This is a genomic window from Echinicola marina (genome assembly GCF_020463795.1).
Lineage (GTDB): Bacteria > Bacteroidota > Bacteroidia > Cytophagales > Cyclobacteriaceae > Echinicola > Echinicola marina.
Window position 1 is genome coordinate 4,286,759 of sequence record NZ_CP080025.1, and the last position, 12,253, is coordinate 4,299,011.

At 41.1% G+C, this 12,253-nt stretch carries 8 protein-coding genes and 1 pseudogene; all 9 read left to right on the forward strand.

The window, feature by feature from the left end; genetic code table 11:
* Nucleotide 1 precedes the first annotated feature (1 nt).
* On the forward strand, nucleotides 2-3,073 hold the full coding sequence (locus tag KZP23_RS17345) for an efflux RND transporter permease subunit (protein ID WP_226333050.1): 3,072 nt from the start codon (nucleotides 2-4) through the stop codon (nucleotides 3,071-3,073).
* Nucleotides 3,074-3,347: 274 nt separating this feature from the next.
* Complete coding sequence (locus KZP23_RS17350; RefSeq protein WP_226333051.1) at nucleotides 3,348-6,440, forward strand: efflux RND transporter permease subunit; 3,093 nt, start codon at nucleotides 3,348-3,350, stop codon at nucleotides 6,438-6,440.
* Between the two features lie 953 nt (nucleotides 6,441-7,393).
* On the forward strand, nucleotides 7,394-7,588 hold the full coding sequence (locus KZP23_RS23175; protein ID WP_226336544.1) for an integrase core domain-containing protein: 195 nt from the start codon (nucleotides 7,394-7,396) through the stop codon (nucleotides 7,586-7,588).
* 162 nt (nucleotides 7,589-7,750) lie between these two features.
* Nucleotides 7,751-8,011 (forward strand): hypothetical protein, encoded by a 261-nt coding sequence (locus KZP23_RS17360; RefSeq protein ID WP_226333052.1) that lies wholly within the window; start codon nucleotides 7,751-7,753, stop codon nucleotides 8,009-8,011.
* Nucleotides 8,012-8,129: 118 nt separating this feature from the next.
* Nucleotides 8,130-9,350 carry a 6-bladed beta-propeller gene (locus KZP23_RS17365; protein WP_226333053.1) on the forward strand — a complete coding sequence of 407 codons (1,221 nt, stop codon included), beginning with the start codon at nucleotides 8,130-8,132 and terminating at the stop codon, nucleotides 9,348-9,350.
* A 616-nt stretch (nucleotides 9,351-9,966) separates the two neighbouring features.
* Nucleotides 9,967-10,215, forward strand: a complete 249-nt coding sequence (locus tag KZP23_RS17370; RefSeq protein WP_226333054.1) for a hypothetical protein — start codon at nucleotides 9,967-9,969, stop codon at nucleotides 10,213-10,215.
* 304 nt (nucleotides 10,216-10,519) lie between these two features.
* The gene (locus KZP23_RS17375; protein WP_226333055.1) at nucleotides 10,520-10,885 is read left to right on the forward strand and encodes a hypothetical protein; all 366 of its coding nucleotides are present in this window, start codon (nucleotides 10,520-10,522) and stop codon (nucleotides 10,883-10,885) included.
* Entirely contained in the window at nucleotides 10,885-11,091 is a 207-nt protein-coding gene (locus KZP23_RS17380; RefSeq protein ID WP_226333056.1) for a hypothetical protein, read from the forward strand. The genes KZP23_RS17375 and KZP23_RS17380 overlap by 1 nt, the downstream gene beginning before the upstream one ends.
* A gap of 30 nt (nucleotides 11,092-11,121) precedes the next feature.
* Nucleotides 11,122-12,239 (forward strand): annotated as a pseudogene (locus KZP23_RS17385) (IS3 family transposase).
* Nucleotides 12,240-12,253: the final 14 nt, after the last annotated feature.

Sequence of the window (12,253 nt, forward strand, 5' to 3'; positions counted from 1 at the left end):
CATGGTCCGTTTTTTATTGTCTAGGCCCATAGCGGTCACCATGGTTTTTCTGGCACTGATGGTCTTTAGCCTGATAGGCTTTACCAAGCTGCCCATATCCCTATTGCCCCCCATAGATGTGCCACAGATCGTGGTCAAGGTGAATTATCCCAATGCCTCCCCGGAAGCCATTGAGCAGAATGTGCTCAGCCGGATCCGTGAAGGCCTGATCACCCTGAATGGCCTGGAGGATATAGAAAGCAAGGCGGGCAGTGAAACAGGCACGCTCAGGCTGCAGTTTGCCTATGGCACTTCCATGGAGCTGGCCTATATCGAGGTCAATGAAAAAATAGATCGACTGACCAATGGCCTCCCCGAGGAGCTTTCCCGTCCGCAGGTCATCCGCATCAATACCAATGACATTCCCATGGTGCGCATTCAGGTCATACCCAAGGAAGGGACGGATTACGCTGAAGTGACCAAACTGGCCGAAAATGTCCTGAAGAAGCGCATAGAGCAACTGCAGGGCATTTCCTTGGTGGACATCAATGGCAAGCAGGAAAGGGTGATTACGGTAGAACCCAAAAAGGCGGTTTTGGCCGGCCTGGGCATGACGGAACAAAATGTCATCAATGCGATCCGTTCTGGCAATAGCGAACCGGCAGGAATAAGCGTCAAGGATGGACAGTACCGCTACTTCCTGCGCTTGGCCACTAGGGTGGATACGCCGGAAGATATTGCCAAGCTTCCCGTCATGGGGCCAGAAGGAAATATAGTCGAACTGGCCAAAGTGGCCCATGTGCAATACCGCATGGGAGCGCCCATGGGTTATCACCTTTATGGGCAAAGGGAGGGGTTGGTTATCACCGTGCATAAGCAGGCTGCAGCCAAGATGAACGAGCTGATGGAGAAGGTCAGTGAGTCCGTGGAACTGTTTAAGCAGGATTATCCTCAAGTGGATTTTGCCATCAGCCAAGACCAATCCAATCTGCTCAATGCGGGTATCAACAACCTGCAGACCAGTTTGCTCTTTGGTGGTATCTTTGCCTTTGGGGTACTCTTTATCTTTATGGGCAATTACCGCATGCCCTTGATCATCGGTGTCAGCCTACCCACTTCCTTGGTGATCAGCTTCCTGGTATTTTATGCTTTTGGGATTTCCATCAATGTGATCTCCCTAAGTGGCCTGGCACTCGGCCTGGGCATGCTGATCGACAATGCCATTATTGTTTTGGACAATATCACCCGCAAGAGACAAGAAGGACTGCCGCTGTTTGAAGCTTGTGTCAGGGGGGGAAACGAGGTGATGTCGGCATTGATCAGCTCGGTATTGACCACCTTGGCAGTTTTTGTTCCCCTGGTGTTCTTGAGTGGAATATCGGGTGCCTTGTTCTTTGATCAGGCGGTGTCGGTAGCAGCTATTCTTTTTGTGTCCCTATTGGTAGCCTTTGTGTTATTGCCCCTGCTTTACAGGCTTTTCTTTGCCAATAAGGACTGGCACAGGGAACAGGAGGACAGCCGCTTTTTTAAAGGAGTGTTGGCTTTGTATAAGAGTGGCTATAAAAGGCTGATGGCCCAAAGGCGCCTGAGCCTGATCATATTATTGGCGCTTATTCCCCTCTTTTTGATGATCGGACTGGTATTGCCCAAAGAGGGCTTGCCGCCAATCGGGAAAAAGGATGTGCTGCTGGAACTGGACTGGAATGAGCCCATTGGGGTGGAACAAAACCGGGACCGGGTAAAGCATATAATGGCCACTTTGGGAAATAATTTTGAGCATGCTGAGGCAGACCTGGGCTTTAGGCAGTTTTTGCTCTTCGACGGGGAGAATGCTGTGCAGCAGGCGAGCATTTATATCGATTTTAAGGATCAGAGCAGTAAGGAGCGTTATACCAACCAGCTGGAAAAAACACTCCGCAGCCAGTACCCACAGGCCAGCATTCATCTGATGGATGCCCCCAATGCCTTTGACCAGCTTTTTGCTTCCAATATGCCCTACTATGAAATGCGATGGAAGGAACTCAAGCACAAGCAGCCCGTGGAGGCAGCCACCATGGAGCCCTGGCTGCAGGAATTGCCGGTGAAAAAGTGGAAGAAAGGTCCCGGCTTGCAGGAAGAAGCTGCAGTGGTTTTTCGCTTGGACCTGGAAAAACTGGCCCTGTACCAAATAGATATCACCGAACTTAGGGCCCAGATTGAAAAGCGCTTTGGCCCCTATACCATTGATGAGATCAAGCAGTTCAGCGAGGTGACCCCCATCAACCTTTTGGAAAGCAATGAAGATTACAGCAAGATTTTATCCAATAATGATGTCCGTTCCAAAGATGGGCAGTCCTATGCCTTGGCAAATTTTATCCAAGTAAGCTATGAGGACCATTATAAATATGTGACAGCGGACAAGACCGGGATTTACCAATCGGTGGAAATTACCGAAGATCATCCGGAAACCATGGAAAGGGAGCTTAGGAACTGGGGACTTGAAAGGGACCTGAGTGTGTCCTTTTCCGGGCAATACTTCAAGGACAGGGAAAATCTGCAGCAGTTGATGGGTATTCTTTTGGTGGCCGTGCTGCTGCTCTATTTTATCCTTGCTGCCCAGTTTGAAAGTTTTGTGCAGCCCTTGATCGTGATCTTTACCTTGCCCTTGGGCATTGGAGGAGCCCTATTGGTCCTTTGGCTGACCGGTACTTCATTGAATGTAATGTCGGCCATTGGCTTGGTCGTGATGCTGGGAATTATGGTCAATGACGCCATTTTAAAGATCGATACCATTAACCGCCTACGGGTGAAGTATGCGGAAAAGGAAGGCCATTTGTCCTCTGTGGAGATCCTGGAAAAGGCCCTATATGAGGCAGGAGCGATCCGGCTAAAGCCCATCCTGATGACCTCCATAACCACCATTTTGGCCTTGCTGCCAGTGGTCTTCAGTGCAGGGCTAGGGGCAGATTTGCAGCGGCCTTTGGTCTTTAGTGTAATTGGTGGCCTGACCATAGGTACCTTGACGGCCTTGTATTTTGTGCCTTTGTGTTATTGGGCTTTTTGTAGAAAAAAGAATAAAGAGGAAAGAAGAAAGGTTGGAGTAGCTATTAGTTAGTACGAAGTATCAGGTATCAAGTACGAAGTATGGAGTAGTTAGTATTTAGTACGAAGTCTTGGGAAAAAAAAGCTCGTTGTGCCTAGGGCTGTGCCCTGGCACGGTTAAATCAGAGCTTTCAGCTCGACAAATGGGCCACAGGTTCAGATTTAATTGGTCCATCAGCACAGCTGAATGGACAACATGACTTGAGGCTCAATACTCAATATTCATATCTCAAGACTAATCTAAAGTCTAAAATCTTATGTCTAACATCTAGTGTCTAAAACAAAATTTGAGTCCATTTAGAATCGTCATATCATTTTTTGTCCTGGCCATAATAGGCTTTGCCTTGGTGCCCGGACTGACCGTGGAGCTGAATCCCAGGGAACAGCAGCCGGTCCTGCGTGTTTCCTATTCCGTGCGGGATGCTTCACCGGAATTAGTGGAAAAATTGGGGACAGCACCTTTGGAGGGATTGTTCAGTCAGCTGTCAGAGCTCAAGAAAATAGAGTCGGTTTCTGCTTATAATAGCGGTTCGGTGACTTTGCGCTTCGATAAGCATACGGACATGGAGTTCAAGAAATTTGAGGTGACTTCCCTAATCAGGCAGGTATACCCCTCCTTGGATGCCAAAGTCAGCTTTCCACTGGTCTATCAGTCTGCCCAGCGCAATAATGAGCCGCCCATACTCCAATACAGCATCAATGCACCTTTTGCCCCTTTTGAAATCAAAAAGGTGACGGAGGATGTGCTGAAGGCAGTTATCAACCGCTTTGATGAAGTGGAGGAAGTCAAGGTATATGGGGCCAATGACCTGCAGCTCTTTGTGACTTATGATATACAGAAGCTTCAGGCTTATGGGGTCACCCGAAGCATGTTGAATGCAGTGCTAAGTAGTGCTTTTGGGACCGGTTATCCCGGTATGGCCCTCAACCATCAGGGAGAAGCACTTTTTATTCAGGTGGATCGCTCACTGACCGATTTGGAACAACTGGAGATGCTGCGGATCACCAATAAGGGAGGCAAGGAGATTTATCTCAGGGACTTGGCTCAGCTCACCCTGGAGGAAGCCGAGCCCAGCCGTTATTACCGCATCAATGGCAATAACTCCGTGACCATGAGTATTACGAGTAGGGAAGGGGTAAACAAGGTGGTTTTGGCGCAGCAACTAAAGCATGCAGTGGAGGAAGCTGGGGCGCTGCTTCCTCCAGGCTACGAGGTCCGTCTGGAGCAGGATGATACCGAATACCTGTCCAAGGAGCTGAACAAAATCTACAAAAGATCTGGCCTGTCCATCCTGATTTTGGTGGTCTTTATCTTTTTGATCAACCGGAACTGGCGTTACCTGACCGTGCTGTTTTTGGGCATTCTGGTCAATCTGAGTGTGACTGGGATTATTCTCTATAGCTTGGGCACACACTTGCACCTGTACAGCATTGCTGGCTTGACCATTTCCTTTGGGCTTATCGTGGACAATGCCATCATTATGATCGATCACCTTCACAAGCACAAAAACAGAAAGGTTTTTTTGGCATTGTTGGCGGCTTCCCTGACCACCATTGCGGCCTTGTTGATGGTTTTTTTATTACCGGAAGAAGATCAGAAAAACCTGACAGACTTTGCGGTAGTGGTAGCCGTGATGTTGGCGGTTTCTCTTTTGGTTGCCCTTTTGTTTACCCCGGCCATGTACCACTTGCTCTTTAGGGAGAAGGTCGGTGCTGGCAGGTCACTGTCCCTGTCCAAGCTCAGAAGAAGGGCCAGGTGGTTGGGGAGGTATCAAAAGCTCATCCGCTTTACATCCCATTATCGTAAGACTTTTGTAATATGCTTGGTTTTGCTTTTTGGCCTGCCCATATTTTACCTGCCAGCCAAATGGGAAGGGCAGGATTGGTACAATAAAACCATTGGAAGCACCCTTTATCAGGAGGATATCCGGCCTTATGTGGACAAGGCCCTGGGCGGTTCTTTGCGGATGTTTGTTCGGGGCGTATTTGAAAAGTCCGGCTATAGGGAAGCTGCCCAGACGAGGTTGTATGTGAATGTGCGCCTGCCCTTTGGCAATACCCTGGACCAGATGGACTTTATCATTCGTGAGTTTGAAGAATTCCTGAAGAGAGTGGAAGGTGTGGACAAGTTTGTCAGCAATGTCTCCTCAGGGCAATATGCTTCCATTACCATCACATTTAAAGAAGCCTATGAAAGTTCTGCCTTACCTTATCAGCTGAAAGGAAGACTGTCGGTCAAAGCCACGGACTGGAGCGGGGCAAATTGGAGTATTTATGGAGTAGGACAGGGCTTTAGTGCAGGGCCGGGGGGAGAAGGGATTCCATCCTTTACGGTGATGATGAAAGGCTATAATTATGATGAGTTGGCACGACAGTCTGAAATACTGGCCGAAAAGCTCCTGCAGCACAAAAGGATCCAAGAGGTGAATACCAATGAAAGGCTGGCCTATAGAGACCGTAGTTCTGAAGAGTTTGTACTCCGATTTGACCAGAAAAAATTGGCCCTGCAGGGCACCAATCAGTATGAGGTGATGTCTGCCCTGAGTGATAGGTCCAAACCTACCGGACCAAGTCTATATTTGAATTTGGAGGACAAGAATTATGGTGTGGTCGTCAGGGAAAAGCATACAGAGGACTTCTCCCGCTTTGACTTGGAGGAGACCAGCCTGATCAGTTCGGAAGACAAAATGTTTAAAGTGTCCAGTTTAGGGACACTGATAAAGGAAACTACCACCAACTCCCTGCACAAAGAGGATAGGCAGTATATCCGTAGGGTGGCTTTTGAATATATGGGCTCAAGGAAATTCGGAAATGAATACCTGGAGGATGTCCTGGAAGAAATGAAAACCAGTATGCCTATTGGCTATTCGGCAGAGACCTCCTCCTATGGCTGGGGCTATGGAAAAAACAAGCGACAGTATACCCTGCTATTGGTCTTAATTGTGGCGATTTTCTTTATCTGCGGAGTATTATTTGAAAACCTCAAGCAGCCCTTTTATATCATTGCGGTGATCCCGATTGCCTTTATAGGTTTGTTCCTGATCTTTTCGGTTTTTGATTTTTATTTTGACCAAGGGGGCTATGCGGCCTTTGTGATGCTGGGAGGCTTGGCCGTGAATGCAGCTATCTTTATTGTCAATGACCTGAATAACCGGGACCGTGGAAACTATAATCGCAATGTATTAAAGTCGGTAGCAGGAAAGGCCATACCTATTTTGTTGACCGTTTTGTCCACCTGTTTTGGTCTGATCCCTTTTATCATGGAAGGACAGAATGAGGTTTTCTGGTTTTCTTTGGCCATGGGCACCATTGGCGGTTTGGTGTTCAGTATGGTAGGGGTATTTGTGGCTTTGCCGGTGTTTTTGTGGAGTAATTATTAACAATACAAGATTTACTCTAAGGAATAAATGTAATTTCTACCAGCCTTTTCATCTATTATTTTTAAGTAAATAGGACAATTGAAAAGAAACATTGTTTAAAAGTTTCTTTTCGTCCTTATTAGGCTCTAAATTTGAAATCTCATTAACTATTTCATTTTTATCTGCTCGATTTAATTAGCTTAAAACAAAAGTGATTTTTAAATCAGTTTTATCATTTTTGTTGTATTTTTTGGGGCTTCGATTTTACTGATATTTGAATTCGTTTCTTTTTTAGAATTTCAATTTACATTGAATACCTGAGTAGCTAACTCAATATTCTTTAATTCAATTAATAGATAATCTTTTTTGGAATTAAGATGGTTAAGGATTTATTGATCGGTAATATTATGAGCTTTCATATGAGGGCGAATTTTAATTGTTAATTTAAGTGTTTATAAGAATGTAGAGGTTAGGGTAATAACATCTTATATGCAAAAATCAAAATCTTGTATTTTAAAATTATTCGTTTTTGTTGATTATGTAAAGTACCTTTTTGTTTTTTTAATTTAATTTTAGCTAAGATTTTTTTGTAGATTTATGTACAAATTCTTTCATTTTTTTTGCAAAACCTTTTTAGAATGATATGATAAATATTTGAGCAGAAATTTTATTAAGTTAAACTTCCAATATATTGAAGTAAAAGATTGCATTATACTTTACAACCTAATCCAAGAGGTACAAGGGTTTTAAATAAGTTCACTACTATAATAAAGAAGCGCTGCATATTGAGATTGAAACAGGCTTTTCCGCCAAGAGGGGTGATTTAGGTGCTGGAAGAAGTGATCATTCTGAAATGAACGACCGGAAAAATCAAAGTGGACAACGGTACTGAATTCATTACTTTGGCCTTAATAAAGGAAACAGGCATTGATCTGCAGTATATCCAAGTGGGGAAACCCATGTAGAATGCCTATATCGAGCGTTATACCAAAACCTATAGAAATGAATTCCTTGAAAGGTACCAGATCTTGGGCCTGGAGAAGGCAAGGGGATTGACCAGAAATTGGATAGGTGATTATAATAAAAATATGCTCCATGACGGTCTGGGTGATATGTCCCCAAGGAGGGGGGCGCAGAATAGAGATATTAGTAATGGGAAACTAAATTAATCTATCTTATTTTAAGTTGTTCAAAGAAAGCAATGCTTTTATTTAAAATTATATCTTGATTAATAATAACTATAATTACAGGTGATGTTAAATTAAAACTTGCAGTATATCAATTATTATTCTATATTTAACAGAAATTATTTGAACATAAACCAAACAATAATGAAAAGAAAAAAAATCATTAAAAGCCTTGGGGCATCGTTATTTTTACTTGCTTTTATTTTTAATATTCAAACTAGTTTAAATGGAGGTTTTTCACTTGTGAGTACAGCTATGGCTCGCTCTAGCTCTGGGACAGGTTCTAGTGGAGAGGAAAAGGGGAGAGCAACAGCTATAAACACACAAACGAATACGTATTGTTGTAAGGAAACAAATAATTCTTTAGATAGATGTACAGCTTCAACAAATTGTGAAGACCTCTAGCACATACTATTGTATAGAAAAAAAATCCTTAAGCATTTTTACACTCTCCGATGATTGTAAATAATTCTTATATAGGTGCTTTAAATAAAGCACCTATTTTAAATTTAAGTTTATTAATATGAAAATATTTTCCTTAATATCATTAGTTTTATTTATTAGTTCATGTAACAATAATCCTATCGGCAATAAAATAATAAATACCGAAAACATAATTGATATTACAGTAGACCCGTCGAACTCGAAAAACGTCAAGCCTTCGACTATTTTTAATTCAGTAGAATTTTTAACTTTCAAGAATGAAGAAAACATAATCAGTAATATAAACAAGGTGAATGTTGCTGGAGATAATCTGATTTTTGAATCTGATAATGTAGTATTTCGATCAAACTTAAATGAAAATAGGGCATTAATGATAGGAAGGCCTGGTAATGGTCCAGGTGAATATATTTCTGTAAATGATTTATATATTGATAAACAGGATTCTACCATCAACATACTTGATGGTAAATCTGGAAAAATTATCATTTATAATTATGAAGGGGAATTTATTGAAGAATTTAGGAATCCTAATTTCACAACAGCTATTGGATTTACAAAGTTGGATAATAATAATTTTGCTATATATGGAGGAGCGGCCTTCTATGGTGGATTAGATTATAGATGCTTTTTATGGTCAGCGGACAATAAAAAAATAATAGGTAAATTTTTCCCCATTGGTGATGAGCATAAGTACGATTTTTTTATTGATGCCAATAATTTTTGGGATGATGGCAATAATATTTTATTTTCTTATTCATTTAAGGATACAATTTATAATATGGAAAAAGATAAAATTGTACCTAAATATGCTATCAATTTTGGGGATTTCACCTTACCTCAAGAAATTCGTGAAAACAATTATGAAGACGTAGTTGAATTTGTTACCCGTTTGAGAGAATCCAACTATGCCTACCAGGCTACGAACTTTTACAATTTAGATAAATATTTATATTTTACCTTTCAATATAAATCGAATAGATTTAGAAGTTTCTATAATAAGCATAATCAAAAAACGGTTATAGTATCTAAGATTGGAACTAAAGAGAATAACTTTATTGAAGATGAACTGTATTATTTTTCCAAGATTGTAATTGGGTCAAATGATAACTTTCTTTTTTGTCAAGTAGATCCATATGAATTCGTTAGTATATATGACGGGATAAAAGAAAACTTAAATGAAGAGGAATGGACTATGTATATGAAGGGAAATCCGGAATTAGAGAAATTATATAAATTGTTTAAAAGCGAAGATCCTGGAAATGTTATACTTAAACTGGAGATTAATACTGAACTAATTTAAATTATTTTTAACTCCTATTTAGCTTATTGGGTGTGAATTTTAAAATAGGAAAGAAAAATCAAGGGGCTACATTAGTGAAAAAAAACATTTCCTGAACTTTTATATTTACTTGAATTTGAGTCTCATTTAAAAGTAGGTAATTGAGAGGCTAGGTGATATATTCATCTAGCCTTCTATATATTACTCGAAATCGCCAGAAACACATTCACTGGCCTTTACTTTTAAAAATGGATTTCTTTATTTATGAGTTGCTATTCGAATATTTTTATGTGGTAACTAGTCTTCATTTTTTGTGTTCTTTTTCTTGTATTGGATCATATTATCATCACAACTGAAGGATATTATTCCTTTTCAGGTGGTGGAAGGTTGTAAGGTCCTTTTGTTCATTATATGGGATGACAATTTTTCTTTTGGCTTTTCCCCTCTTGGCACAATGGAGTACCAGTCAGACAAGAACAGTTGAAGATGAAGAAATCGTGGTTTCCCCTAAGATATGCTTGCTAAGTGAATATGTGATCATGTGGTAGAAGGAGGAATGTTTGAATATTTTCATGGATAGGTGATCCTATAGATGTTGTAAAATGGAGGGCGGAGGGCTTAAACTAATACAAAAGTATTGGCAGCTCATGAAGTGGGAATTGACGTGAAAGCTGTCATGCACAACTATGATGATCATCTACCAGAAAATTTAATTGAAAGATTTACTACAAAAAAAAGAACCCCTTCTACTTGGGGAGAGGCAATTGATTATAGAATTGGTAAGCAAAAAGTAAAATATGGAGAAAATAATCTTAATGGGTCTATGCAAACACCTTCTGGACCTTTAGATACTTCTCGTTTTGAAGGACAAAGGAAAAGAAGGTAAGAGTAATTAACAGCGTAAAAGAGGTATTGAATAATTTCATACTATAAACAAACAGTGGATAAAAAAGAAATATTTGCTAAATTAAGAAAGATAAGAAATTAATAAAAGTTGTTTGAGCCCTTTTTGATATATTAGGTAAAGCCCTTCGCCTGGAGGGTTTTTTTATAGGGTTTTGGTGAAAAATACCCCGCTTGGGGTATTTTATTTATTAAATGGACTTTTTAGTTTTAGGTTTTGAAAAAAATAAAACCAGACACATAAACAAGTTAGCAGGCATTATAAACAGACACTTAAAACAAAAAATATGGACAATACAACTTACGAATTTTTCATTAGACGAGCTTGGGAGTGTGACAGGTTTGAAAAAGGTGCCAACACAGACACTTGGGAAAGTTTACTTTATAAGAAATATAACTTTGACAACTCAATCGGGACAGCGTCAGAGACAAAAAATAAAGCTGAGTATGACAAGAAGTTTGCAGAAGTCAAACAATATATAGACAACGCATACAACAACTTACTTTATCGTGCAACCAAAATAAACAACAATGACGACTTGGTTGACGCATTGCTTGACTTAAAATCAAGGGCAATAAATTCTGACAATCCAGCCGACTTGTATCAATTTTTGAAAGACTCTTTTGAAACTCTAAATAACCACAATCTGTAATGCATTACTACTATTACTATAAATCTCCGGTAAAAATTAAATTCACATTCAAAGAAGATGGAGAATTTTTTATTGGAGATGAAGCTAAAGTTTCAATTGAGACACTTTCTTCTTTCTTATATGACCTGAACCTCTTGAATGACTGTTTAGCCTTAGCATTAATTGATCAATATTCTGTAAGCTCCCCCAAAAACTGGACAGTTTAAAAGGCGACAAAATTGCTAACTTTGAACTGTATGAAAAAAGGAAGATTTACAGAGAGCCAGATCATCAAAGCGCTCAAGGAACATGAATCCGGTCGTGACGTTAACGAACTATGCCGGGATTTGGGCATCCACCGGGCTACCTTTTACAATTGGAAGAAAAAATACGGGGGAATGGAAGTAAAGGAAGTGCAGCGCCTCAAAGAGCTTGAAGAAGAGAACCGCAGGCTCAAGCAAATGTATGCCGACCTGGCCCTTGACAATAAAATCCTTAAAGATATTCTGGGAAAAAAGTTCTGACCCCTGCTGAGAAGCGGAACGGGGTCGGTTATGTAACGGAGAACTACCCTGTAAGTATCAGCAGGGCCTGCCGTTTGGTGGGAACCTGCCGTTCAGGACACTATTATAAAAGCCGGAAAGATGACAGTACTTTCTTGGATGTATTGCGTGAAAAAGCCGAGGAACATTCCAGCTATGGGTTCTGGAAACTGTATAAAAGAATGCGTAAGGATGGGCTATGTTGGAACCACAAAAAGGTATACCGTGGCTATAAACTATTGAATCTGGGCATGAGAAGAAAAGGCAAGAAGCGGGTTCCTGAAAGGGTAAAGGAGCCTTTGTTACAGCCATTGTATGCAAACAAAAGCTGGTCAATGGATTTTATGAGCGATAGCTTGGTATCGGGAAGACGCTTTCGGACGCTCAATATTATTGATGATTATAACCGGGAATCGCTCCAAATAGAGATAGCAACAGGGTTCCCTGCCAAAAGGGTGATCAGGGTGCTGGAAGAAGTTATCTCATGGAGGGGCTAGCCGGAAAGGATCAGGGTGGACAACGGTCCTGAATTCATTTCTTTGGCATTAAAGGAATGGTGCCGTTCCACAGGTATTGATCTACAGTATATCCAACCGGGAAAACCGATGCAGAACGCCTATATCGAACGTTTTAACAAAACTTACAGGAATGAGATCCTTGACAGATACCTGTTCTTTGACCTGGAGGAGGTAAGGGAACTCACCAAAAATTGGATGATGGATTACAATGAAAACAGGCCCCATGACAGCCTGGGTGACATGTCCCCTAAGGAGTTTGCCCAAAGAAATGGGGCGTTAACAGTGGATAACTTCCAAGAAGTTACCCACAATTAACACCCTTAATAATA

Bases quoted from the DNA above. Each gene is read 5' to 3' on its own strand.
- KZP23_RS17345 (WP_226333050.1), top strand. From the start codon at position 2: ATGGTCCGTTTTTTATTGTCTAGGCCCATAGCGGTCACCATGGTTTTT.
- KZP23_RS17360 (WP_226333052.1), top strand. From the start codon at position 7,751: ATGAAAAGAAAAAAAATCATTAAAAGCCTTGGGGCATCGTTATTTTTA.
- KZP23_RS17365 (WP_226333053.1), top strand. From the start codon at position 8,130: ATGAAAATATTTTCCTTAATATCATTAGTTTTATTTATTAGTTCATGT.
- KZP23_RS17375 (WP_226333055.1), top strand. From the start codon at position 10,520: ATGGACAATACAACTTACGAATTTTTCATTAGACGAGCTTGGGAGTGT.
- KZP23_RS17380 (WP_226333056.1), top strand. From the start codon at position 10,885: ATGCATTACTACTATTACTATAAATCTCCGGTAAAAATTAAATTCACA.